Consider the following 22,736-nt stretch of genomic DNA (forward strand, 5'->3'; position numbering starts at 1 on the left):
CCGGGTGTACGACGTGGTACAGGCTCCCCGGCCTGCCCCCGTTGACGCTACCGGCCCTCCACATGGAACTCCCGGAGGACGTTCCCGCTGCGGTCCCGAATCTCGCCGCGCACGCCCCCGTTCTCGGGGTACAACTCGGCGTGCGCCGCGGGGTTGCCACGCGGGTCGGCGTGACTCCCGGGATTCAACAACGTCACGTCTTCTGTCTCGGTCACCGTCGGCTGGTGGGTGTGTCCCGACACCACGAGGTCCGCGCCGCGCTCGCGCCCGAAGAACGCCAAGCCAGTGGTTCCGCCGCGTTGGCGGTGCGTGACCGCGATGCGGATGCCGCCCGCTTCGAGCGTCCGCGCTCCGGGCAGGCGGTCGCGGACCGCAGGTTCGTCGGCGTTGCCGTGGACTGCGAGCAGCTCGTCGCTGACGTCGTAGAAGGCGTCAAGGGCGGCTTCGGTGGTGAAGTCGCCGGCGTGCACCACGAGGTCCGCCTCTCGAACCGCGTCCAGCGCGCGGTCCTGTAAGTCGTGCCCGTCCGTGCTGTGTGTGTCGGACAGAACAGCTATCATGCCCGGGCGTAGCGGCTGCGCTGCCGTGACTGTTGGGTTACGAGAGGAGGCCGGCGCCGACGTAGAGCGCGAGCGCGCCGACGGTTGCCGCGACGAGCGCCTTCACCGAGAGGACGATAGCGCGCTTGCGGTCGGCGCGCTGGCCGGCTTCCGGCGCCGGCTGGCGGCGCTCGCCAGAGACCGTGACGTCGTAGACGCCCGCCATCGCGTAGCCGACACAAAAATTCGCCCGCGCCTGGAGGACGCCGAGGAAGCCGACGAACAGTGGTGCGACGGCGGCGAGCAGCCACGCGGGGTCGGCGTGGAGCGCCGCGACGGCGACGACGAGCAGCGCGGTAGCTGCGAACCCGGCGACGCCGGTCAGGTAGCGTTTGCGTCGCTCCGCGTGACCGATGTTGCACGCGCCCGGCTGGTACTCTAGCACATCCGCGTCTTGGGGCCGGGCCAATACCTATGTATCGGCGGGCTGAATCACGACGAAATGGCCGGAAGCAAGTCCGTCGTGCTCGCGGCGCTGTTCGCGAACGGCGCGATTGCGGTGCTGAAGTTCCTCGCCTTTCTCGTGACGCAGAGCCCGGCGATGCTCTCGGAGGTGTACCACTCCGTCTCCGACACCGGCAACCAGGTGTTCCTGCTCATCGGGCTACGGTACGGGGAGCGCGAACGCACGCGCTCGCACCCGTTCGGCTACGGGAAGGCACAGTTCTTCTACTCGTTTCTCGTCAGCGTGATGCTGTTCGGCATCGCGGGCTGGGAGTCCGCGACCCATGGCTACGAAGCGCTGACCGGGCACGGCCGCGTACTCGGCCGGCAGGCGGACCTGTTCGGCTACGAGTTCCCGGGTGTGTGGGCGAGCTACGCGGTGTTGCTCGGCGCCATCGGCTTCGAGACGTACGCGTTCGTGAAGGCCTACCGGGAGATGCAACGCCAAATCGAGCGCCACGGCTGGAGCGGGTTCCGGGAGGCGTTCCGCCGCACCAGCGACACGACGACGCTGACCGCGCTCACGGAGGACACGGTGGCGCTGCTCGGCCTGGGCCTGGCGCTGGTGGGCATCTTTCTCACCGAGCAGACCGGCAACCACGTCTACGACGCGGCGGCGGCGCTGCTCATCGGGCTGCTGTTGATGGGGTTCGCGGCGGCGCTGGCGTGGGAGAACAAGCGCCTGCTCCTCGGGGAGAGCCTCCCGGCGGCCGACGAGAACGACCTGCGGCGCATCGTCAAGGAGCACCCCGAGGTCGAGTCCATCGTGGGCTTCCGGACGGTGTACTTCGGCCCGAACGAGGTGCTCGTGACGGCGGACGTGGCGTTCGACCCCGCACTGGACACCGAGGGGATGGACGACGCGATAACGAGCCTCGAAGACGCGCTCCGGGAGGCGAACCCGGCGGTGTCGAAGGTGTACGTCGAGCCCGAGACTGAGAGATAGTCGCACGGGATTCGGGAAGTCTGTTTTCGCGTCTGCAAAATATATTTCTCCAGTTGGTAAACATTTAAGTGAGATGCGGACGAACGTCGGAGTGTAATGAGCACCCAGAAGCACGTGCTGAAGCACGCTGGCGACGTCGAAGGCTCGGAAGGCCTCCGCATCGACGAGGAGAAAGCCGAACAGATAATCGACGCGCTCAACGCCGACCTCGCGGCGACGTACGTCCTCTACCACCAGCTCCGGAAGCACCACTGGAACGTCGAGGGCGCGGAGTTCCGCGATCTCCACCTCTTCCTCGGCGACGCCGCCGCGAACGCCGAAGAGTTCGCGGACGAACTCGCCGAACGCGTGCAGGCGCTGGGCGGCGTCCCGCACGCCAGCCCCGCGACGCTCCAGGAGGAGTCGCCGGTCGAACCCGAGGACGAGGACGTCTACGACATCCGGACGTCCCTGCAGAACGACCTCGAGATGTACGGCGACATCATCGAGACGCTGCGCGAGCACGTCGACCTCGCCCAGAACCTCGGCGACCACACGAGCGCGGAAATCGTCCGCGAGAACCTCGTACAGGTCGAGGAGGACGCTCACCACGTCGAACACTACCTCGAAGGCGACACGCTCGTCGTCAACGAGTAACCTCGCGCGGACCGAGCTCCAGTTTTCTGCGCGCTACCGGTGAATAGTGACGCGTAGGCATCAGTAGGCGGAACGCGGAGGAGAGCGACTACCGTTCGACGGGGATGGTTTCGTCGGTGGAAATCCAGCCGTCGGGGTTGTCCGACTCGGTGAACACCGTCCGGGTGGGCGAGGACTGGAACGCCGCGACGCCCTCGCCGGCGGCCGGCGCGTCGTCCTCGCGGTCCTGCGTGACTGCCATCACTACCCCGTACGGACCCACCCACGAATATACGTTTTGGTGTGCCTAAACCTGTCCGGGGTGGCCGCCACACCGCCGCTACCTCCGCGACCACTTCCGCTGGGAGCCGGACGTTTATACGGCATCGAGCCGAATCAGCCCGTAACGTGGCCGCGAGCAACTCCCCGGACTACATGGAGTTCTTCCCGAAGGCGTCGCCGTACGACAACCAGCGGGAGGCGATGGACGGCATCCGCGACGCCCTCGATAGCGGCCGTGACGTGCTGTTCGAGGGGGCCTGTGGGACTGGGAAGACCCTCGCGGCGCTCGCGCCGGCGCTCTCGCACGCCCGTGAGACGAACAAGACGGTCGTCATCACGACGAACGTCCACCAGCAGATGCGCCAGTTCGTGCGCGAAGCCCGCGAGATTCACGACGCCGCGCCGCTGCGCGCGGTCGTGTTCAAGGGGAAGGGGTCGATGTGCCACATCGACGTCGACTACGAGGAGTGCCAGGTGCTCCGCGACAACACCCACGAAGTCGTGGACGCCGAACGCGACAAACAGCAGTTAGAGGAACGCCAACAGGCCCTCCTCGAAGAGAGTCAGGACGGCGACAGCGAGGCCGCGGAGGCCCGCGAAGCGGTGCTGGACGAACTGGAGTCCGTCGAGGACGACCTCGAGGACCTCCGGGGGGGCAACGTCTGCGAGCGCTACTACGACAACCTCGTTGGGGACAACGACGAGTTCTACGACTGGCTCTACGACGGCGTCCGCACCCCGAAGGACATCTACGACTACGCCGACGAACGGGGGCTCTGCGGGTACGAGCTCCTCAAGGACGGCATCGAGGGCGTGGACCTCGCGGTCTGCAACTACCACCACCTGCTGGACCCGGGGATTCGCGCGCAGTTCTTCCGCTGGCTTGGCCGCGACCCCGAAGACGTGGTGGTGGTGTTCGACGAGGCGCACAACGTCGAGGACGCCGCCCGCGACCACGCCACGCGGACGCTCACGGAGAACAGCCTCGACAGCGCGCTCTCCGAGTTGGAGGAGGTAACCGACGACCGAGGGGAAGCCGCGGAGCGAGTTCTGTCGGCGTTCCGCGACGCGCTCGTGGAGACCTACGAGGGCGCGTTCGGTCCCGGCGGCGACGGCCCCGCGCTCGCGCGCTCGGAGGTCGACGGTAACTGGACGGACGTCCCCGTGGCGAACGAGGACAAGCGCGACGACCTCACACTGGAATTCCTCCAGCAGTACACCGGCCCCGGTATCCGAGAAGACGTCGACGACGCGCTCGCGCTCGGCGAGTACCTCGACGAGGAGTACGACGAGGCCTACCGGAACGGCGAGACGACCACGCGCCGGGAGTGTTTCGTGCTCGAGGCCGCGGAGTTCGTGGAGACGTACGTCGAGGACAGCGGCGAACTCGGCCAGTACCCGACCGCGGCGGTGCGCCGCGACGAAGGAACGAACGACGTCTACGGCCGTGCGGAACTGTACACATGCATCCCGCGAGACGTGACGACGGACCTCTTCGACGCCGTCCACGCCAGCGTCCTGATGAGCGCGACGCTGCGCCCGTTCGACGTCACCGCAGACGTGCTCGGGCTCGACGACCCGGAGACGATGGCGTTCGGCCTCCAGTTCCCCGAGGAGCGCCGCCGCACGTTCGCGGTGGACACGGAGCCGCTGTTCTCCTCGAACCGCGACGACCCCGACACCCAAGAGGAAGTCGCGGGCGCGCTCCGGGACGCCGTGAATTTCACGCCCGGGAACTGCCTGTTCTTCTTCCCGAGCTACAGCGAAGCCGAACGCTACCACGACTTACTCGGGGACGTGGACGCCGCGCGCTACCTCGACGAACCCGGCACCAGCGCCGAAGACCTCCGGCAGACGTTCACCGACGACCGCAACGGCGTCCTGTTCACGTCGCTGTGGGGGACGCTCGCGGAGGGCGTGAGTTTCGACGGCGACGACGCCCGCACGGTCGCGGTCGTCGGTGTCCCCTACCCCCACCTCGACGCGCGCGCCGAAGCCGTCCAGGAGGCCTACGGCCGCGTGTTCGGCGACCGCGACGACCGCCATAACGAGGACGCTGGCTGGCGCTACGCCGTTGAGATTCCCACCGTCCGCAAGACGCGGCAGGCGATGGGGCGGGTGATTCGCTCCCCGGACGACTTCGGCGTGCGCATGCTCGTCGACCGCCGCTACACCAAGGAGAGCCGCACCGCGATGCGAAAGTACAGCGTCAACCCGACGTTCCCCGCCGAAGAACGCCGCGAATTGGTCGACATCGACCCCGAGAAGCTCCGCGTGTCCATGCTGAACTTCTACACGGACCTCGACGCCTACGACGGTCAGCCGCCTCACCCCTGAATCGGCAGTGGAGTTCGGAGGCAGAGTAGGCCATCAAAGAGGACATCTCGAAACTGACCCCACGAACGCGAAACCCACAGACACACAAGCCAGTCGGGCGAACCCCAGCGCATGACCACACTGCGAATCGCGGGCGGGCGGGTGCTCCACCCGGACCTGTCCGTGTCGGAGGCGGACGTGCTCGTGGACCAGCACAGCGGCGAGGTTCTGGACGTCGGGGAGACGGAGCCGGGCGACGAGCGGTTGGACGCCGAGGAGAGCCTCGTGATGCCGGGGTTGGTCAACGCGCACTGCCACGCGGCGATGACGCTACTGCGGGGGTACGCCGACGACAAGCCGCTGGACGCGTGGCTACAGGAGGACATCTGGCCGGCCGAGGGCGAACTCACCGAGGGCGACGTGCGTGCAGGCGCGGAGTTGGCGCTCGTGGAGATGATTCGGACGGGGACGACGGCGTTCGCGGACATGTACTTCCACGTCCCCGAAATCGCCGAGGCCGTCGAGGAGGCTGGCGTGCGGTCCCGACTCGGACACGGCGTCGTCACTGTCGGGAAGGACGACGGCGACGCGTACCGGGACAACGACGAGAGCATCGAGGTCGCGCGCGAGTACGACGGCGTCGCCGGCGGGCGCGTGAAGACGGCGTACATGCCCCACAGCCTGACGACCGTCGGCGAGGAGTACCTCCGGGAGTTCGTCGGGAAGGCGCGCGAGTACGACGTGCCCGTGCACTTCCACGCGAACGAGACGCGCGACGAGGTCGACCCAATCGTCGACGAGCGCGGCGAGCGCCCCATCGAGTACGCCGACGACCTCGGGATGGTCACCGACGAGGATTTCCTCGCGCACGGCGTGCACACCGACGAAACCGAGCACGAGCTGCTCGCGGCGCGCGGCGCGAGCGTCGTCCACTGTCCGGCGTCGAACATGAAGCTCGCGTCCGGGATGGCGCCCGTCCAAGCCATGCGCGACGCGGGCGTGAACGTCGCGCTCGGGACGGACGGCGCGGCGTCGAACAACGACCTCGACCTCTTCGACGAGCTCCGGGACGCGGCGATGCTCGGGAAACTCGCGGCCGACGACGCCGCCGCAGTCCCCGCCGAGGCCGCCGTCGAGATGGCGACCGCGGGCGGCGCAGAAGCCCTCGGGTTCGACAGCGGGCGCATCGAGGAAGGCGTGAACGCCGACCTCGCGGTCGTGGACTTCTCCGCGCCCCACCTGACGCCCGTCCACGACTACGTCTCCCACCTCGCGTACGCCGCGACCGGCGGCGACGTGCGGCACACGGTCTGCGACGGCGAGGTGCTGATGCGGGACCGCGAAGTCCAGACGCTCGACGAAGCCGCGATTCGGGAGCACGCCGAGTCGCGGGCGGCCGCCGTCGCCGAACGCGCCGAGTAGCGAACCCGTCGAATCGGGTAGTTGCGGCCCACGAATGTCGTTTCTCGTTGACGTGTGCCACTACGCTTATTCGGCTCGTGGCCGAACGCGGGGAGTGCATGCGGCACCAGAGGCACACACTACTGGTCGCCGCGCTCGTCGTTGCGGTCATCGCTGCGGTTCCGGGTGGAGCGGTGGCTGCCGACGGCTTGAGCGTGAGCGGCGACCAAGCGGAGGATGGCACCGTCACGGTGACGGTTGCCGAGAACAACACCACGGTGGCGAACGCGTCCGTCACCGTCGAAGCACTGAACAACTCCTCGTACGTCGGCGAGGGCAACTACACGACCGACGAGAACGGCACGGTAACGCTGTCGGCGCCCGACCAGAACGTCTCCGTCTCGGTGACGGCGACAGCCGACAACACCACCGCAGAGACGACGCTGGACCTCGTCGCACCGACCGACGACACCAGCGACATCTCCGTGAACGTCACGCAGGCCGACGACGGTAACGCGACGGTCAGCGTGACGAACGCTAGTGGCGCCGGCGTCGCCAACGCGTCCGTGTCCGTGAGCGAAGCGGGCAACGTGACGTACGCCGGCGCGGACAACTACACGACTGGCGAGAACGGCACCGTCAGTCTGCCCGCGCCCGAACAGAACGTCACCGTCGACGTCGTCGCGGAAGCCGACAACGCCACGGCAGCGACGACGGTCGACCTCGTCGCACCGACTGACGACGCGGCCGAGCTGTCCGTCGGCGTCTCGCAGAGCGAGGACGCCTCAGCGACCGTCTCCGTGACGAACGCCAGCGGCGACGGCGTCGCCAACGCGTCGGTCTCCGTCGACGCGCTGGACAACATTTCGTACGCTGGCGAAGGCGACTACACGACCGACGAGAGCGGCACCGTCGGCCTGCCGGCGCCCGAGCAGAACGTCACCGTCAGCGTGGTCGCGGAAGCAAACAACGTGACCGCCGAGACGACGGCGACCCTCACCGTGAGCGAGGACGGCAACGCCACGGAGTCGTTCGGCGAGCGCGTCTCCGCGTTCGTCGCAGCCCTCCAGGCCGAGGGCAACATGAGCGGGCAGGCGGTCGCAGCGTTCGTGGTCGACAACAATCCGGGCGCGGACAACCGCCCGGACCACGTCGACCCCGGACCGAAGGAAGACGAGGGCGATGAGTCCGAGGCAGACGAGAGTGATGATTCCGAGGCAGACGAGAGTGATGATTCCGAGGCAGACGAGAGTGATGATTCCGAGGCAGACGAGAGTGATGATTCCGAGGCAGACGAGAGTGATGATTCCGAGGCAGACGAGAGCGACGAGGCCAACGGTAACGGCCACGGCGCCGACGGCAACAACGGCAACGGGAACGGCGCCGGCGCCGCGAACGACGGTAACGGCAACAACGGGAACGGAAATGAAAACGGCCACGGGAACGGCCCGGGGCCGGACGACGATAGCGGCGGTCCCGGGAACGGCAACGCTGGCGGTAACGGGCCGGGCAACGGGAACGGCAACGGCAATTCCGGAAACGGTAACTGAGCGCCGGAACGGCTTCGAATCCGAACAAGTCAATTCCCGGCCAACGAACTTTTTCAGTACCCGTCCGAGGCATCCAACGCAGGCCAGACGGCCTGCGGCACCCACTGTCGACGGCGTCAGCACCCCCTCGCTGGGCGGCCACGGAATGTGAGTCGAGCACGTGGCGTCCCGGCCGCCCACGAGGATTTCCGTTCGGGCGACGGACGGCGGCAACCACCGCCACCATCGGACACGCGCCCGCCGTCCCGCCCGCTTTCTCCGCGGCTTCGGTAGGGTTTTGAATCCACTCTTCGTCCACACCCGTATGACAACTGCGTCGCCGATTAGCGAGCAACTCGACGAGGTCGGGTCCGCTCGCGACGCCGGCCGGAAGAAGATCGACTGGGCGTTCGAACACATGCCGATTCTCTCCTCACTGCGCGCGGACTTTCAGGAGAACGAGCCGCTCGCGGGCGAGACCGTTGGGATGGCGCTACACGTCGAAGCGAAGACCGCCGCGCTCGTCGAGACGATGGCCGACGCCGGCGCGGAAGTCGCAATCACGGGCTGCAACCCGCTGTCGACCCACGACGACGTCTCCGCGGCGCTCGACGCCCACCCCTCGATTACGAGCTACGCCAAGCACGGCGTCGGCGACACCGAGTACTACGAGGCCATCGACGCCGTCCTCAACCACGAGCCAACCGTCACGGTCGACGACGGCGGCGACCTCGTCTTCCGCGTACACGAGCACCACCCCGAGCTCATCGACACCATCGTCGGCGGCACCGAGGAGACCACGACCGGCGTCCACCGTCTCCGCGCGATGGACGACGACGACGCGCTCGAGTACCCCGTCATCGCCGTCAACGACACACCGATGAAGCGCCTCTTCGACAACGTCCACGGCACCGGCGAGTCCTCGCTGGCCTCGATTGCGATGACCACGAACCTCTCATGGGCGGGCAAGGACGTCGTCGTCGCGGGCTACGGCCAGTGCGGCCGCGGCGTCGCCAAGAAGGCCAGCGGCCAGAACGCGAACGTCATCGTCACCGAAATCGACCCGCGGCGCGCGCTCGAAGCCCACATGGAGGGCTACGACGTCATGTCGATGAGCGAGGCCGCCGAAGTCGGCGACGTCTTCATCACGACCACGGGCAACCGCGACGTCATCGTCGAGGACCACTTCGAGCAGATGCAGGACGGCGTCGTCCTCGCCAACGCCGGCCACTTCGACATCGAAATCGACCTCGAAGCGCTCCGCGAGATGGCCGAGAGCGAACAGGAAGTCCGGGACGGCGTCCGCGAGTACGAACTCCCCTCCGGCAAGCGCATCAACGTGCTCGCCGAAGGCCGCCTCGTCAACCTCGCGACCCCCGTCAGCCTCGGCCACCCGGTCGAAGTCATGGACCAGTCCTTCGGCGTGCAGGCCGTCTCCATCCGCGAACTCGTCGAAAACGCCGACGACTACGACGCCGGCGTCCACGAAGTCCCCGACCACCTCGACCGCAAACTCGCGGAAATCAAACTCAACGCCGAAGGCGTCGAACTCGACACCCTCAGCGAAGAACAGGAGGAGTACATGACCTCCTGGCAGCACGGGACGTAACGCACGCACTTTTTTGCGCTGCGGGGGTGCGCCTCCGGCGCCCTTCCTGGCAAAACTTGCGGAAAAAGCACTCCTCGCGGCTTCGCCGCGAGTGAACCGCTCGCCTCGGGTCTTTCAGACCACTCGGCTCGCGGATGTTGTCCCGTCGGCTGGTCGGTTATCGATCCATCAGTGTCGAGACGCGCGCGTTCTCCTTGAGTTCGACGCCGCCCTCCGGGACGGTCAGCGGCATCGGACCGAGTTCTGTGGTGACGATGGAGGGGTGATAGGCACCGTTCTCGCGGAGTTCGCGGCGGGTCTGGACGCGCAGCGGCGCGCCCTCGCGCAGCGACTCGTTGAACTCGACGAGGTACGTGCCGGCTTTCAGCGTCCACCACTCGTACTCGTCGTCAGGGTCACGGAGCGCGGACGCCAGCGGGCGGAGGTCCGCGTCGGCGAACTCGTCGCCGCCGAAGTCGAGGTGGCCGCGCTCGGCGACCTCGTAGACGGCCGCGACGGTCAAGTCGACGCCGTACTCGTGGACCTGGGTCTCCTCGTGGACGATGCCGTCGACGCGGTCGACGATGTATTCACCGGGCATACGAGGGGTGTGAAGCGCAGTCGTGAAACGATTGATGGCAGGCGCGTGGCGCAAGCCTCCTATCCCCCGACTGCGTAGCGGCGGGTATGACAGCGGGCACGGGGTCGGAGTATGTCTAACTCGAACGCGAAGGGGAACAGGCGGGAGCGCGAGCTCGTGAACGCGTTCGACGAGCGCGGGTTCGCCGTGATGCGGGCACCCGCCAGCGGCGCGGCGACGGAGCGCGAACTCCCGGACGTGCTCGCGGGCGACGGCAGCGTCTTCTACGCCGTCGAAGCCAAGTCCAGCGCAGGCGACCCCATCTACCTCACGGGCGAGGAGGTCGAAGCGCTCGTCTACTTCAGTCAGAACTTCGGGGCGAAGCCCAAGATCGGCGTGCGCTTCGACCGCGAGGATTGGTACTTCTTCCACCCCGCGGACGTCTACCAGACCGACGGCGGGAACTACCGCGTGAAGAAGGAGACCGCCATCGAGGACGGCGAGACGTTCGACGACCTCCAGGGGAGCGACGAGGACGACGCCGAGGGCAACGACATCAAGGACGTGCTGCACGCCGTCGAGCAGGGCGTGCTCACGCCCGAGGAAGCGGCGTCGATGCTCGACTAGTCGCGGCGTTCGAGGCGGCCGCGTGGGAACGAGTACCGGCGGAGGTCCTGCGGCGAGATGTCCTCCGGGGAGACGCTGCGTTCCAGCGGGTAGAGCACGTCGACGACGCGGTCGTCGGCGTCGTAGTCGCGGTTCGAGTGGTGGTCGGCGACCGACCAGCCGCACTCCGGGATGCGGACGTCGCTCGCGCGGTCGTCCGTGGATTCGACGACGACTACGAGCTTGTCGGTCTCGCGGTCGACAACGGTCTCACCGGGTTCGAGCGTGCAGTCCTCGCAGTAGACCGGGTCGGCGGCCTCGCGGTCGACGAATAGGTCGTCGCCGCAGGCTGCACACGTCGCGTCGCGCTCGCCGGGCGCGGGAACTTCGCCGAGCGTAATGTCGATGGCGACGCGGCGCAGGTGCTTGCAGCGGACGCCCCGGAACTGGTGATCGGGACACGTGCACTCGCCGGCGTCGAGGTCGGCGTCGTAGACGTTGCCGGACGGAGATTCGACTGCATAGGTACCGTCGCCGAGCGCGGTCACGCGCAGTTCCTCGCGGCGGGCGCGGCGGCTCCGGTCGTTGGGCGGCTGTCGGGACTTCGTGGCGGGAGCCATACCACAGTGTAGGCGCTGGAGACGCCTAAACCCCGCAAAATCGGGGTTGATATACGACTCCGAGCCCTATTAGTTCGGACGACGAATCACCGGCCGTCGACAGGGCTGTCCGCCACGAGTCGCGGCCGGCGTGACGGCTTCGAAGCGCTTTTGCCCGGGCCGACGAAATCTCGCAGTATGTCTGAAGGGCCCGACGCCCGCCTCGAAGCGGGTATCGCCATCCTGTCTACTCTCGTCTTCATCGCCATCCTCGTGGCCGCCGGCACGATGAGCGAGGGGTTCGGGGAGACGGGCGCCTACGGCGTCGTCACTGCCGTGGTCGTCTTCATTCTCGTGATGGCCGGCGTCGGCTACTGGCTCTCCGGCAAGCAGGAGTAGTCAGGCTTCGGCGTCCGCATCCGCTTCCGCGTCCTCGTTCTCGCGCTCGCGCCAGTCCTCTAGGTCGTCGTCGTCCTCGTCGTCGAGTTTCGCCTCGTAGTACGACAGTGGGTGATTGATGGCGTCACAGAGGTCGTCTGGGTTCGTGCAGTCTCCGTACGCCTTCATCGTCGCGCACGACGGCGCCGTGTACTCGGTGGGGCTGGACTCCCCGCGGATGTGGTCGGTCTGATAGCGGGTCATCTCCTCGCCGAACCCCGGGTTCACTTTGTAGATGTCGACGATTTCGTCGGTCGTTAGTCCGATGTTGGCGAGGAACGTGGTGATGGCGAAGCGGCTGTGGTGCGGGAGGTGTTCGCCGCGCTGCACCTGGTCGAGGAGGTGCTGCATGCACGGCGGGAACAGTTCCGGGACGACGGTGTCGATTTCGCGCGTGAGGTCCATCTCCGAGAGCACGTCCCGGACGGCGGCCTCCGGGCCTTCGAGTGCGTCGGCGACCTCGTCAGGGACGTTCAGCGGCAGGCCCTCGGCGACCCGGTCCCGGACGGCTTCGCGGAGGAGTGTGTCCAATTCGGGCTCGCTGACGGGGACGCGGCCGTCGTCGAGCGCGCGGTTGACGAGCCGCCACTTGTCCGGGCGCAGCGACGACGACAGCAGGAGGTACGTCGGCACGTCCACATCGTAGCCGTCCTGCGTGGCGTGGACATGGTTCGTCAGGTCGAACTCCCGGAGGAGGTCCTTCCGGGAGAGACTGGCGTCGTCGCCGACGCTCTTGAATTCGGAGTCGTCGGTCTCGTCAGCGGTAAAGCGCTCGTAGGCGGCGTTGGCTTCGGCGTCAGCGTACTTCCGCACGAGCACGTGTTCGTCCACGACGGAGACGAGCACGCGCGCCACGGGGTAGGAGAGCAGCTCCACGCGGTCCGAGCGCGCGCGCTCGCCGACCTCGCCGTTCGTGAGCGAGCCGACGACGCGTTCGCGGGCGCGCTCGACGACCGCATCGTCCTCGGCGACGACCGCCGCGAGGTCCACCCCGGCCTCCTGGACCGCCTGCCGGGATTCGCCGAGGAACGGGTAGCGAGCGTGGCGCGCGTTCATCGACTCCTTTCTTGCGAGCGGACGCCGATAAACACCCCGGCTCGGACCTGCCCCAGCAGCGACCGAAGGGCTATCGGTGGCGGACGGCCAAGGACGGGTATGTTCGCGCGTGGCCCGTGGAAGTGGACGTACGCCCTGCCGGCGGCGGCCGTCGGCGCGGCGCTGTTGTTCGTGTCGTCGCTGTGGGGCGTCGCAGCGCTCGCGCTCTCGGGGTTCGTCGCGTGGTTCCACCGCGACCCCGAACGCACGCCCGACGGCCAGGGCGCTGTCACGCCGGCGGACGGTAAGGTGTCGGTGATTCGCGAGACCGAGGACGGCCGCCTCCGCGTGGGCGTGTTCATGAACGTCCACGACGTGCACGTGAACCGCGCGCCGCTTTCCGGCACGGTCGACGCCGTCGACCACCGCGCGGGCGGCCACCGCCCCGCCTTCGACAAGGAATCGGAACACAACGAGCGCGTCCGCGTCACGTGCGACGACTACGAAGTAATCCTCATCGCGGGCGCGTTCGCCCGCCGCATCCACACCTACGTCGAAGTCGGCGACGAACTCACGCGCGGCGACCGCATCAGCCACATCTCCTTCGGCAGCCGCGCGGACGTGATTCTCCCGCAGGAGTACGACCGCGACGACCTCCTCGTCGAGAAGGGCGAGAAGGTCAGCGCAGGCGAAACGGTGGTGGCGCGCCGGTCGCCGGACCGCGAGTAGGGCAGAGCGGACGCCACCACTATTTTGACGGCTACGCGACAACTCTGCGGTATGTCCATGAGCAAGTCGTCCATGGGCGGCGGAACGGGGCTAACGACACTCATCGGCTACCTGCTGTTCCTCGCGGCGCTCGGCGTCGCACTCGTCGCGACCTACCTGACGCTGACGCCGTGACCCGCTGCTGAGCGTGCCGCCGAGTGGGAGAATCGAGCTAGCATCCGCGAGCCGAGCGGTCTGAAAGACCCGAGGCGAGCGGTTCACCGCGCGAATGCAGTGAGCGCGGGCCGACGACTGAGGGACGGAACGGACCGAAGGAGGAGTGCTTTTTCCGCAAGTTTTGCCAGGGAGGACGCCGGAGGCGCACCCCCGAAGCGCAAAAAAGTGCCTGCTAGAGCTGCTCTTTCACGGCTTCGGGGTCGTGCGTGAGCCGGAGCGTCCGCGAGCGGCCGCGGCCGTCGAGTTGCTCGTACTCCGCGTCGATGAGTCCGAGCTTGTCGAGCTTGTTCACGATTTCCGTGTACCGCGTGTAGCCGAGGTCGGTGCGGTCGTTGAAGGCGTCGTAGACGTCGCCGGCTTGTTCGCCGTCGCAGTCCGCGACCGTCTCCACGAGCGCGCGCTCGGTGTCGGAGAGCGCGCGCAGGCTCCGCGAGAGGTGGATGTTCTTCGCTTCCTCGGAGACCGCGTCCACGTCCTCCGGCTCGACGGTGGTGCTCGCACGGGACTCGGCGTGGAGGCCCGCGCGCCGCAGCAAGTCGATGCCGACGCGGAGGTCGCCGGCCTCGTCCGTGAGTTCTGCGACGCGGTCCAGAACCGTCGTCGGCACCGCGTCGTCGCGGAAGCCGACGTCGACGCGGTCGCGGAGGATGTCCGTGATTTCGTTGCGGTCGTACGACGGGAAGTACGCCTCCTCCGGCCGGAACACCGACTGTACGCGGCCGTCGAGGTTCTCGATGACGTCCAGGTCGAGGTCTGAGGACACCAAGATGACGCCGACTTTCGCGCCGGAGTGCGTCTCGTGGGCGCGCAGCAGCGAGTACAGCGTGTCGGAGGCCTCGTCCTCGTAGAAGAGGTAATTCACGTCGTCGAGCGCCACCACCAGCACCTCCTCGTCGTCGGCGATACGCTCGGCGACCTGGCCGAACAGTTTCTTGAACGAAATCCCGGAGGAGGGCGGCTCGTAGTCGAAAATCTCCTCGAAAATACGGGAGAACACCGCGTACCGCGTGGAGTCGACCTGGCAATTCACGCGCACCGTGCGGACGCCGTGCTGACCGCCGAGTTCGCCGAACAACTTCTGGACCGCCGTCGTCTTCCCCGTGCCGGGCGGTCCTCGAACCATCACGTTCAGCGGGCGGTTACCCCGGACGGCGGGGCGGAGCGCGTACTGCAGCGTCTGGAGTTGGGACTCGCGGTGCTGGAAGACCTCCGGGACGTAGTCGATTTCGAAGACGTGCTCGTCCCGGAACACGGACTCGTCCCAGCCCAGCATCCCCTCTTCGGGGTCGTCGCTCATCACTTTCACCACGCTCGCGAACCCACTTAACCCTTCGCCACAGAATCGGCATTCGGCGCCGAGAGCCGGCGACTCAGTGGATTCGGGTCAGAACTTCCCGAGCAGCCGGTCGTAGAACGACCCCGCGGACGCGCCGTCGCCGCCTGCTGTTCCGTCGCCCTGCGTGGCCAACTTCTCCACGATGAGTTCGGGCGTCGAGCGCGCGAGGTGGTCCTTGACCGGAGAGCGCTCGACGACCAGTTCGCCGTCCTCCAGTCCCCGGGCGCGGATGCCGTCGACGGTCACGTCGAATCCACACTGGTCGCGAATCTCGCCTGCGAGGTGGGAGACGAACACGCCCGAGGCACCCGCCTCGTGGAGTTCTTCGAGGATGCCCGCCACGATTTTTGCGGAGGCGCCCGGCTCGGTGATGGACTCGAGTTCGTCCACGAGCACGAGTTTCCGCGCCGCGCCCTCGGTGAGTCTCGCGAAGTCCCGGAGCGTCGCCTCGAACGCGCCCGCGTCCAGCGTCCCCTGGGACTTCGCGTAGTAGTGCAGTTCCTCGACTTCGGGCACTCTGGCGGACTCCGCGGGCACCGGGAGCCCCATGTGCGCGAGCACGACCACGACAGCCACCAGGTCGAGTGTGCTCGTCTTCCCGCCGGAGTTCACGCCGGAGAGCAGCGCCACGCCGTCGACGCCGTAGTCCACGGGCTCGACGGCATCGAAGGCGACGTCCAGAATCGGCGAGCGCCCGCCCTCGATGTCGAACCCGCGGCCGCCGCGCTCGGCGAGCACGCAGTCGAAGTCGTCGGCGAATCGCGCGACCGCCAACTCCACGTCCAATTCCAGTGCGCGTTCCACGAGTCCACGCGTCGGCTCCCGGAGGTCCGCCAGCGTCGCCGCGAGTTCGCGCTTGCGCTCCGCGCTCCGGCGGTCCCGGGCCGCGGTCAGTTCCTCGCGCAATCGGGAGACTGCTTCCGGGTCGTGGTCGACGGGGAACGTCGGCGAGTCTCCGAACGCCTGCCGGGCGACGCTGGCCTCCCCGTCGCGCAACGCCAGCGCGTCCACGAGGTGGGCGCGCGCGGCGTCGACGGCGTCGGCGTACTCGTCGGCGAGTTCCCGCGAGAGCAGGCTGTCCACGCCCGCGCCGCGCTCCACGAGGCTCAGGAGGTCCGAGCCCTCGATGGTGACGTCCTGCTCCTGGATGACTTCCCGGAGTTGGTCGTTCGCCACGGACTCTGCGGTCGACACCGCCGCGTCGAGGTCGTCAACCGCCGTCGAGAGCCGGTCGAGTTCGTCGTCGCCCGCGACCGCCCCCTCCGAGTCGAGTTGGGCGAGCGCCGCGTCCAGTTCGTCGAGGTCGACGTCGGTCTCCAGCCCTGCGGCTTCGTGGACGGCGACCGCGGCGCGGATGCGGTCGCGGTTCGTTGCGAAGAAGGAGAGCACGCGCTCGGGGACGACTTCCTCCGGGCGCTCCAGCGCGTCGGGTTCGACGCGCACGTCGCCGTCGACCTCCACGCCCGCGAACGCCTCGTCGAGCGCCACGACCGTCGAGTAGCCGCGCGCGAGGTCCGCGAGCCCACGCGCGTCCTCGACGACTTCCACCGACAGCTCGGGGAACGCGTCCCGCGCTTCGCTGTACGTCTCCGCGTCCGTCGTCGCGAGACATCGGTCCCGAACTGCGAGCCCGTCAGCCCGCGACAACGGTTCGACGCCTTCCAGCGCGTCCAGCACCTCTGGGTCGGGGTCGCGCGCCATCGCGTCCGCCGCGAAGTCGTTGACCTCCGCGATGCGGGACTCGGTGGCGCTCGGGTAGAACGTGCGCAGCCGCTGGCTCGCGTAGTCGGTGACCGCGCGCTCCTGCAGCAGCGCGAGCACGCGCTCGTACACCTCGCTGGCGCGGTCCGTCGCCAGGAACCCGCCGGGGTCGTCGTGGCGCGTGCGAATCGCGCCGCGGACGATGCGCGCGGCCCGCCCGTCGGTGACGCCGGGCGCGCGAGCGACCGCCGCTACGTCCCCACGCTGTAGTGCGTCTTCAGGGTCGTCGAGGGACCGCAGCGACTCCGCGGTCTTCGCCCCCACGCCGGGAATCGCCTCTAACTCCATCGCCGTGGGGTACGTGATTCACACGTAATAAGGTCTTACGCGGAGCGGCGGTCGCTGTCTGAACAGTCACTATAGACTAGCATCCGCGAGGTCGACGAGCGACCAACGGGAGCGAGGAATGCTTTTAGCGTAGCTTTTGCCAGCGAGCGGCCGAAGGCCGCGAGCGTAGCAAAAGGTACTATTCCGGCTTGATGCCGCCGTCCTGGACGCGCATGACGGCTTCGCCGTCGGCGAGGTTGGGCGCGTCGACGAGCTTGACGATGCGCTTGTCGTTCTTGGACTTGCGGAGGTACATCCGGAACGTGGACTTGTGGCCGAGGATGTTTCCACCGATGGGCTTCGTGGGGTCACCGAAGAAGGAGTCCGGGTTGGACTGCACTTGGTTGGTGACGACGACGGCGGCGTTGTAGAGGTTGCCGACCTTGTCGAGGTCGTGGAGGTGTTTGTTGAGTTTCTGCTGGCGGTCCGCGAGTTCGCCACGACCGACGTACTCCGCGCGGAAGTGCGCGGTCAGGGAGTCCACGCAGAGCAGGCGGACGGGGTACTCGTCGTCCTCGTACTCGGAGGCGATCTCCTGAGCCTTCTCCGCGAGCAGCATCTGGTGGTTGGAGTTGAACCCTTTCGCGACGTGGATTTTGTCGAGGATTTCCTCGACGAGCGCCTCCATCGCTTCCTCGTCGTCGGGGGTGCCGTCGATGTCACGGTCGTCCATCGCGGCCTGAATCTTCTCGTCGCTGAGCCCGCGCACCATGTCGTCGATGCGTTCGGGGCGGAACGTGTCCTCGGAGTCGATGAAGATGGCGCGGCCGCGCAGCCCGCCCTGCTCCTGGGGGAGTTGGACGTTCACCGAGAGCTGGTGGGTGACCTGGGACTTGCCGGCACCGAACTCGCCGTACACTTCCGAGATGGACTGCGTCTCGATGCCGCCGCCGAGCATCTCGTCGATTTCGGGGACGTTCCAGGTGAGCTTGCCAATCTGTTCGCGGCGTTCGAGCACGGTCGCACCGGTCTCGAACCCGCCGACGTCGGCGGCCTCGCGGGCGCCCTGAATGACGTCTGCGGCGGTGCTGTCGCCGATGTCTGCGGTGTTGGAGAGCTCGCCGGCGGACGCGACGGCGATGCTCTGGAACGACTCGAATCCGTTCTCTCGGAGTTTCTCCGCGGTCGCGGGGCCGACACCGGGGAGTTCCTCGAGGTCTGCTTCGGGCATGTACACAGTCGTTGTCCCCACCGCATCATAAAGCCTCGTATACACCGGATTGAAAGTGAAACTGGCGCGTGCGAGTGCCCGCCCGCTGTCCGGTGAGCCTGCGACGGGCAACTTAACAGGCAGCGCGGCCTACCTCGGTGTATGACTGACGCAGGCACGTTCTGCCCCCGCTGCGGCGACGCCATCGACGCCGACGGCGACGGCGTCACCCGCCGCGAGCGCTCGCTGTGTGACGCCTGCTACTTTGAGGACTTCGAATTCGTGGACGCGCCCGAGCGCATCGAAGTGATGGTGTGCGCGCGCTGCGGCGCGGTCCACCGCGGGAACCGCTGGGTTGACGTCGACGCCGACGACTACACCGACGTCGCCATCGAGGAGACCAGCGAGGCGCTGGCGGTCCACGTCGAGGCCGAGGACGTCGACTGGGAGGTCCGCCCCGAGCAGGTCGACCAGAACACGATTCGGATGCACTGCCTGTTCACGGGCGTCGTCCGGGACGAGGTCCAGACCGAGGAGGTCGTCGTCCCGGTGAAGGTCAGCCGCCAGACGTGCAAGCGGTGTGGCCGCATCGCGGGCGACTCGTTCGCGTCCATCGTGCAGGTGCGGGCCGTCGGCCGCGACCCGACCACCGAGGAGACCGACCGCGCGACCGAACTCGCCAACCAAATCGTCGCCGACATGGAGGCCACCGGCGACCGGAACGCCTTCGTCACGGAGGTCTCGGAGGCCGAATCCGGCATCGACCTCAAACTCTCGACGAACAAAATCGGGCTGAAACTCGCGCGCAAGGTCATCGAGGAGTTCGGCGGGAGCTTCGAGGACCACGAGAAACTCGTCACGGAGGACGAGGACGGCAACGAGGTCTACCGCGTGACCTACGCCATCCGGCTCCCCGAATTCACGCCCGGCGACGTCATCAGCCTCGCGGACGACGACGGCGGCCCAGTGCTCGTGCGCTCGGTCCACGGAAACCTCAAGGGCGTCCGCGTCACCACGGGCGAGCCCTATGAGGCGAGTTACGAGGACGGTGACGCGCCCGACGCCCGGAAACTCGGCTCGATAGACGACGCCACGGACGCCACCGTCGTCACCGTCGAGGACGACAACGCCGTCCAGATTCTCGACCCCGAGACCTACGAGTCCAAGACCGTCCCGCGCCCGGACTACGTGGACGACGACGCCAGCACCGTCCCGGCGTTCAAGTCCCGCGCTGGCCTCCACGTCCTCCCCGAGGCCTGATGGACCTCGCCGTCGTCGTCCCGAAACTGGATTCTGAAGCCCGAATCGCCGACCTCGAAGCCGAGGGGGTCTACGACGACGCGCGGAAAGTCCGCGAGCACGACGCCGAGCACGTCGAACTCCCGGTCACCGAACGCCCCATCGAGACCGGTTTCGAGCGCGTCGTCGAACAGGAGAATCCCGAGTTACGCGCACCAGGCCTCGACGACTTGCTCCGCGAGCGCGGCTGGCGCGAGGCCGAGCGCGACCGCGCGCCGTCGTCGTGGGCGGTCGTCGGCACCGTGATTCTCGCCGACTTCACCGACTGCCCGCGCCCCGGGAAGGTCGGCGACGCGCTGCTGGACCTCCACAGCGAGGCCGACACCGTGCTCGCGCGCGGCGGTATCGACGGCGAACACCGCGAACCCGACGTCTCCGTCGTCGCGGGCGAAGGGGACACCGAGACCGTCCACACCGAGCACGGCACGAAGTACGCCCTCGACCTCTCGCGCGTGATGTTCGCGCCGGGGAACAAGGCCGAGCGCGCTCACATGGGCCAAATCACGAGCGAGGGCGAGCGTGTCCTCGACATGTTCGCTGGCATCGGCTACTTCGCACTCCCGATGGCGCGCACCGGCGCCAGCGTCACCGCCGTCGAGAAGAACCCCGAGTCGTTCCGCTACCTCGCCGAGAACGCCCAACTCAACGGCGTCAGCGAGAACCTGGACTGCGTGCTCGGGGACTGCCGCGACGTCGACAGCGAAGCCGACCGCGTCGTCATGGGCTACTACGACGCGCTCGGCGGCGGCCCCGTCGACGAGGTCGAGACGAGCGAGGGTGGCCCGGGCTACCTCGACGCCGCGCTCGACAACCTCGTCTCCGGGGGCGTCCTCCACGTCCACAGCGCCGTCCCCGAGGCCGAACTGTGGGAACGGCCCGAGTCACGGCTCCGTGCAGGCTGCGAGCGCGCCGGCCGCTCGGTCGAAATCGAAGCGCGGCGGCGCGTGAAGTCCCACAGCGCGGGCGTCGAACACGTCGTGCTGGACGCCCGAATCGCGTAACCAGTACGGCTTTGGCAGGCGGCCTCCACGAGTCGGGTATGACGCGGGACCAGATACTCGCCATCTTCCTCGTGGCCCTGATGCTCGGCTCCTCGCTCGTCTACGGCCTCTCGTTCTTCTAGCTACTCGGCGTCCCAGACGTCCGCGAGTGGACTCCCGGAGCGCGAAGTCCGGTCGCCGCTGCTATTGCGGTCGTCGCTCGCGCTGCTCTGTGTGCTTGTAGTCGTGCTCGACGACGTGCTCGACCCGCTGCTGGACGTGTAGGTCGGCTCCACCTGGTCGACGTCGCCCGAAATATCGCCGAGCGCGGCGGTCGCGTCCGGCTCGGGGAGGTCGGGTGTCGTCATCGCGTCCACCTGGTCGCGGAACCACGGCGGCATGTCGGTGCGCGCGCGGTCGAAGAGGTCGAGGATGCTCGAGTCCACGACGTAGGTCGCGCCGTGGTCGTCGGGCGCGCGGACGACCCGCCCGCAGCCCTGAATCACGGTCTGGAGCGCCGTCCGGTAGTACCACGCCCACTGGCCGTCCGCGAGCCGTGCAGCCACCCGGGAGTCGTTCGTGTTCAGGAACGGGGCCTTGCAGAGCACCTGCCAGCGCCCGAGGTCGTACTTCAGGTCGAGGGCTTCCTCCATCTTCACCGCGACGAACACCTCAGGGTCGTCGCTGGCCTTCCAGCGCTCCAATTCGGCGTCCCGGGTGTCCGAGTCGTGCGTTCGCACGCGGTCACCGACCCCGAACTCCTCGAGGTGGCCCGCGAGTTTCTCCGCGATGTCGTAGGAGTGAGCGTGCACGATGCCCTTCTCGTCGGGGTGGCGGGCCATCACGCGAACGATTGTCTCGGCGACCTTCGGGAGCGTCTGCTCGCGGTCCTCGTAGGTCATCTTCCCCTGCGTGACGTCGTACAGCGGGCGATTCTCCAAGGGGAACGTGTGTTCGACGTCGACGAGCGCGACGTTCGACGGGTCGAGTCCGACGCTCCGGCAGAACGCCTCCTTGTTCAGAATCGTCGCCGACAGCAGCGCGAATCTGTTCGCGCGGTCCCAGACGGTGTGCTTGAGGTAGCGCTCGGGGTCCATCGGCTTCACCGTCACCGCACTCTCGTCAGCGTCGACCACCCACGTCGTGGCGGATTCGGGGTCCTTGTAGTCCTCCACGAACCAGTTCAACTCCGAGATGAGTTCCTGAAGGCGGTCGCGTTTCCCTGCCTCCTCGGGCGTGAGTTCGTCCTGCCCGAGCAGTTCGTCTTTCGCGCTCTCGCAGGTCCGCACGAGGTGTTCGGCGAAATTCACCGCGGCGTCCGGGTCGCCGTCCACGTCCGGCATGCGCACGTCCGTCCAGACGGGGACCGTGTGCTCGTTCAGGTCGATGGTCGCGTACATCTCCGCCCACTCCGCGAGCCCGTGCGCCTCGTCGATGACGCAGACGTCGCGCTTGCGGAACACCTCGCTGCCGGCGGTGCGCATGAAGTACGCCAGCGTCATCGCGGCGTACTCCCGGGAGGAGGCGATGGCGCGGTCCGAGAAGTACGGGCAGCGGTGTTTGACCGCGCAGTCGTAGCCGCGCTCGCGGGCACAGGGCGCGCGGTCGACCGGCGTGTCCTCCTCGCCCGGCAGAATACAGGTGTAGTTGGACTTCCCGCGGATGAGTTTGAGGTCGTCGAGCAGGTCGTCCTCGGCGACGTCGTCCAGTTGAGAGACCTGCGGCGTCGTGTAGTACGCGCCCGTCGGGTCGACGGGGTCGGCGTCCTCGACGCGGCGCGCGCAGCCCATGATGGCGCGCGCGATGAGGCTCTTCCCGCTGCCGGTGGGCGCGCGCACCAGCACCACGTCGTTGCCCGCGTCGAACGCGTCGCGGACGTCCCGTAGCGCCTGCTGCTGGGCGCCGCGGAACTCAGGGGCGGGGAACTCCCCCACGATGCGCTCGGGATTCACTGTCGGAA

Annotated in this window: 22 protein-coding genes; 12 read left to right on the forward strand and 10 right to left on the reverse strand. The window is 67.8% G+C overall.

All coding sequences use genetic code 11. The features are described 5' to 3' along the window. Positions 1-47 precede the first annotated feature (47 nt). Together LPA46_RS06950 and LPA46_RS06955 are read right to left on the reverse strand one after the other, a co-directional pair. Positions 48-560 carry a metallophosphoesterase gene (locus LPA46_RS06950; protein ID WP_230889811.1) on the reverse strand — a complete coding sequence of 171 codons (513 nt, stop codon included), beginning with the start codon at positions 558-560 and terminating at the stop codon, positions 48-50. Positions 561-597: 37 nt separating this feature from the next. Continuing rightward, complete coding sequence (locus tag LPA46_RS06955; RefSeq protein ID WP_230891937.1) at positions 598-984, reverse strand: hypothetical protein; 387 nt, start codon at positions 982-984, stop codon at positions 598-600. Positions 985-1,041: 57 nt separating this feature from the next. Between LPA46_RS06955 and LPA46_RS06960 the strand changes: the two genes are divergently transcribed. After that, positions 1,042-1,989 (forward strand): cation diffusion facilitator family transporter, encoded by a 948-nt coding sequence (locus tag LPA46_RS06960; protein WP_230891938.1) that lies wholly within the window; start codon positions 1,042-1,044, stop codon positions 1,987-1,989. A gap of 96 nt (positions 1,990-2,085) precedes the next feature. Further along, complete coding sequence (gene dpsA / locus LPA46_RS06965) at positions 2,086-2,625, forward strand: DNA starvation/stationary phase protection protein DpsA (RefSeq protein WP_230891939.1); 540 nt, start codon at positions 2,086-2,088, stop codon at positions 2,623-2,625. A gap of 88 nt (positions 2,626-2,713) precedes the next feature. Here dpsA and LPA46_RS06970 read toward each other — a convergent pair whose 3' ends face one another. Then, on the reverse strand, positions 2,714-2,866 hold the full coding sequence (locus LPA46_RS06970) for a hypothetical protein (RefSeq protein WP_230889807.1): 153 nt from the start codon (positions 2,864-2,866) through the stop codon (positions 2,714-2,716). 173 nt (positions 2,867-3,039) lie between these two features. On the opposite strand from LPA46_RS06970, the gene LPA46_RS06975 reads away from it, so the two are divergent. The 4 genes from LPA46_RS06975 to LPA46_RS06990 all read left to right on the forward strand — a co-directional run bounded on the left by LPA46_RS06975 (position 3,040) and on the right by LPA46_RS06990 (position 9,741). Further along, on the forward strand, positions 3,040-5,223 hold the full coding sequence (locus tag LPA46_RS06975; protein ID WP_230892070.1) for an ATP-dependent DNA helicase: 2,184 nt from the start codon (positions 3,040-3,042) through the stop codon (positions 5,221-5,223). Between the two features lie 111 nt (positions 5,224-5,334). After that, the gene (locus LPA46_RS06980; RefSeq protein WP_230891940.1) at positions 5,335-6,624 is read left to right on the forward strand and encodes an amidohydrolase; all 1,290 of its coding nucleotides are present in this window, start codon (positions 5,335-5,337) and stop codon (positions 6,622-6,624) included. A 98-nt stretch (positions 6,625-6,722) separates the two neighbouring features. Beyond that, positions 6,723-8,153 carry a hypothetical protein gene (locus tag LPA46_RS06985; protein ID WP_230891941.1) on the forward strand — a complete coding sequence of 477 codons (1,431 nt, stop codon included), beginning with the start codon at positions 6,723-6,725 and terminating at the stop codon, positions 8,151-8,153. A gap of 304 nt (positions 8,154-8,457) precedes the next feature. Then, positions 8,458-9,741, forward strand: coding sequence for an adenosylhomocysteinase (locus LPA46_RS06990; RefSeq protein WP_230891942.1), 1,284 nt, complete (start codon positions 8,458-8,460; stop codon positions 9,739-9,741). Positions 9,742-9,898: 157 nt separating this feature from the next. Here LPA46_RS06990 and LPA46_RS06995 read toward each other — a convergent pair whose 3' ends face one another. Beyond that, a complete protein-coding gene (locus LPA46_RS06995; protein ID WP_230891943.1) occupies positions 9,899-10,321 on the reverse strand; it encodes a dCTP deaminase in 423 nt (140 codons plus the stop codon). Positions 10,322-10,432: 111 nt separating this feature from the next. On the opposite strand from LPA46_RS06995, the gene hjc reads away from it, so the two are divergent. Then, the gene (gene hjc, locus LPA46_RS07000) at positions 10,433-10,927 is read left to right on the forward strand and encodes a Holliday junction resolvase Hjc (protein ID WP_230889802.1); all 495 of its coding nucleotides are present in this window, start codon (positions 10,433-10,435) and stop codon (positions 10,925-10,927) included. Here the strand turns inward: hjc and LPA46_RS07005 are convergent. After that, positions 10,924-11,526 carry an SWIM zinc finger family protein gene (locus tag LPA46_RS07005; protein WP_230889801.1) on the reverse strand — a complete coding sequence of 201 codons (603 nt, stop codon included), beginning with the start codon at positions 11,524-11,526 and terminating at the stop codon, positions 10,924-10,926. The genes hjc and LPA46_RS07005 overlap by 4 nt on opposite strands. A 177-nt stretch (positions 11,527-11,703) precedes the next feature. Between LPA46_RS07005 and LPA46_RS07010 the strand changes: the two genes are divergently transcribed. Continuing rightward, complete coding sequence (locus tag LPA46_RS07010) at positions 11,704-11,904, forward strand: DUF7472 family protein (RefSeq protein WP_230889800.1); 201 nt, start codon at positions 11,704-11,706, stop codon at positions 11,902-11,904. Here LPA46_RS07010 and priL read toward each other — a convergent pair whose 3' ends face one another. Further along, positions 11,905-12,999 (reverse strand): DNA primase regulatory subunit PriL, encoded by a 1,095-nt coding sequence (gene priL / locus LPA46_RS07015; protein ID WP_230889799.1) that lies wholly within the window; start codon positions 12,997-12,999, stop codon positions 11,905-11,907. It abuts the gene before it with no gap. Positions 13,000-13,098: 99 nt separating this feature from the next. Between priL and LPA46_RS07020 the strand changes: the two genes are divergently transcribed. Further along, positions 13,099-13,707, forward strand: coding sequence for a protein sorting system archaetidylserine decarboxylase (locus LPA46_RS07020; RefSeq protein WP_230889798.1), 609 nt, complete (start codon positions 13,099-13,101; stop codon positions 13,705-13,707). A 51-nt stretch (positions 13,708-13,758) separates the two neighbouring features. Then, positions 13,759-13,881, forward strand: a complete 123-nt coding sequence (locus LPA46_RS18805; RefSeq protein ID WP_269070031.1) for a hypothetical protein — start codon at positions 13,759-13,761, stop codon at positions 13,879-13,881. Between the two features lie 214 nt (positions 13,882-14,095). On the opposite strand, the gene LPA46_RS07025 is transcribed toward LPA46_RS18805, so the two are convergent. The 3 genes from LPA46_RS07025 to radA form a co-directional block, all read right to left on the reverse strand. Continuing rightward, positions 14,096-15,220 (reverse strand): ORC1-type DNA replication protein, encoded by a 1,125-nt coding sequence (locus tag LPA46_RS07025; protein ID WP_230891944.1) that lies wholly within the window; start codon positions 15,218-15,220, stop codon positions 14,096-14,098. A gap of 87 nt (positions 15,221-15,307) precedes the next feature. Beyond that, positions 15,308-17,308 (reverse strand): endonuclease MutS2, encoded by a 2,001-nt coding sequence (locus LPA46_RS07030; RefSeq protein ID WP_230891945.1) that lies wholly within the window; start codon positions 17,306-17,308, stop codon positions 15,308-15,310. Positions 17,309-17,486: 178 nt separating this feature from the next. Then, positions 17,487-18,518, reverse strand: coding sequence for a DNA repair and recombination protein RadA (gene radA / locus LPA46_RS07035; RefSeq protein WP_230889795.1), 1,032 nt, complete (start codon positions 18,516-18,518; stop codon positions 17,487-17,489). Positions 18,519-18,659: 141 nt separating this feature from the next. Here radA and LPA46_RS07040 point away from each other — a divergent pair, with 141 nt between their 5' ends. Together LPA46_RS07040 and LPA46_RS07045 are read left to right on the forward strand one after the other, a co-directional pair. Next, positions 18,660-19,757, forward strand: coding sequence for a 60S ribosomal export protein NMD3 (locus LPA46_RS07040; protein WP_230889794.1), 1,098 nt, complete (start codon positions 18,660-18,662; stop codon positions 19,755-19,757). After that, the gene (locus tag LPA46_RS07045) at positions 19,757-20,797 is read left to right on the forward strand and encodes a class I SAM-dependent methyltransferase (protein WP_230891946.1); all 1,041 of its coding nucleotides are present in this window, start codon (positions 19,757-19,759) and stop codon (positions 20,795-20,797) included. The genes LPA46_RS07040 and LPA46_RS07045 overlap by 1 nt, the downstream gene beginning before the upstream one ends. Positions 20,798-20,919: 122 nt before the next feature. On the opposite strand, the gene LPA46_RS07050 is transcribed toward LPA46_RS07045, so the two are convergent. After that, a complete protein-coding gene (locus LPA46_RS07050) occupies positions 20,920-22,728 on the reverse strand; it encodes a helicase C-terminal domain-containing protein (RefSeq protein WP_230891947.1) in 1,809 nt (602 codons plus the stop codon). Positions 22,729-22,736 lie beyond the last annotated feature (8 nt).

Origin of the sequence: Halobacterium sp. KA-6 (assembly GCF_021029015.1) — an archaeon.
Lineage (GTDB): Archaea > Halobacteriota > Halobacteria > Halobacteriales > Halobacteriaceae > Halobacterium.

Excerpts from the sequence above, each read along its gene's own strand:
- LPA46_RS06950 (WP_230889811.1), bottom strand. The coding sequence starts at position 560 with ATGATAGCTGTTCTGTCCGACACACACAGCACGGACGGGCACGACTTA.
- LPA46_RS06960 (WP_230891938.1), top strand. The coding sequence starts at position 1,042 with ATGGCCGGAAGCAAGTCCGTCGTGCTCGCGGCGCTGTTCGCGAACGGC.
- dpsA (WP_230891939.1), top strand. The coding sequence starts at position 2,086 with ATGAGCACCCAGAAGCACGTGCTGAAGCACGCTGGCGACGTCGAAGGC.
- LPA46_RS06970 (WP_230889807.1), bottom strand. The coding sequence starts at position 2,866 with ATGGCAGTCACGCAGGACCGCGAGGACGACGCGCCGGCCGCCGGCGAG.
- LPA46_RS06975 (WP_230892070.1), top strand. The coding sequence starts at position 3,040 with ATGGAGTTCTTCCCGAAGGCGTCGCCGTACGACAACCAGCGGGAGGCG.
- LPA46_RS06980 (WP_230891940.1), top strand. The coding sequence starts at position 5,335 with ATGACCACACTGCGAATCGCGGGCGGGCGGGTGCTCCACCCGGACCTG.
- LPA46_RS06985 (WP_230891941.1), top strand. The coding sequence starts at position 6,723 with ATGCGGCACCAGAGGCACACACTACTGGTCGCCGCGCTCGTCGTTGCG.
- LPA46_RS06990 (WP_230891942.1), top strand. The coding sequence starts at position 8,458 with ATGACAACTGCGTCGCCGATTAGCGAGCAACTCGACGAGGTCGGGTCC.
- LPA46_RS06995 (WP_230891943.1), bottom strand. The coding sequence starts at position 10,321 with ATGCCCGGTGAATACATCGTCGACCGCGTCGACGGCATCGTCCACGAG.
- hjc (WP_230889802.1), top strand. The coding sequence starts at position 10,433 with ATGTCTAACTCGAACGCGAAGGGGAACAGGCGGGAGCGCGAGCTCGTG.
- LPA46_RS07005 (WP_230889801.1), bottom strand. The coding sequence starts at position 11,526 with ATGGCTCCCGCCACGAAGTCCCGACAGCCGCCCAACGACCGGAGCCGC.
- LPA46_RS07010 (WP_230889800.1), top strand. The coding sequence starts at position 11,704 with ATGTCTGAAGGGCCCGACGCCCGCCTCGAAGCGGGTATCGCCATCCTG.
- priL (WP_230889799.1), bottom strand. The coding sequence starts at position 12,999 with ATGAACGCGCGCCACGCTCGCTACCCGTTCCTCGGCGAATCCCGGCAG.
- LPA46_RS07020 (WP_230889798.1), top strand. The coding sequence starts at position 13,099 with ATGTTCGCGCGTGGCCCGTGGAAGTGGACGTACGCCCTGCCGGCGGCG.
- LPA46_RS18805 (WP_269070031.1), top strand. The coding sequence starts at position 13,759 with ATGTCCATGAGCAAGTCGTCCATGGGCGGCGGAACGGGGCTAACGACA.
- LPA46_RS07025 (WP_230891944.1), bottom strand. The coding sequence starts at position 15,220 with ATGAGCGACGACCCCGAAGAGGGGATGCTGGGCTGGGACGAGTCCGTG.
- LPA46_RS07030 (WP_230891945.1), bottom strand. The coding sequence starts at position 17,308 with ATGGAGTTAGAGGCGATTCCCGGCGTGGGGGCGAAGACCGCGGAGTCG.
- radA (WP_230889795.1), bottom strand. The coding sequence starts at position 18,518 with ATGCCCGAAGCAGACCTCGAGGAACTCCCCGGTGTCGGCCCCGCGACC.
- LPA46_RS07040 (WP_230889794.1), top strand. The coding sequence starts at position 18,660 with ATGACTGACGCAGGCACGTTCTGCCCCCGCTGCGGCGACGCCATCGAC.
- LPA46_RS07045 (WP_230891946.1), top strand. The coding sequence starts at position 19,757 with ATGGACCTCGCCGTCGTCGTCCCGAAACTGGATTCTGAAGCCCGAATC.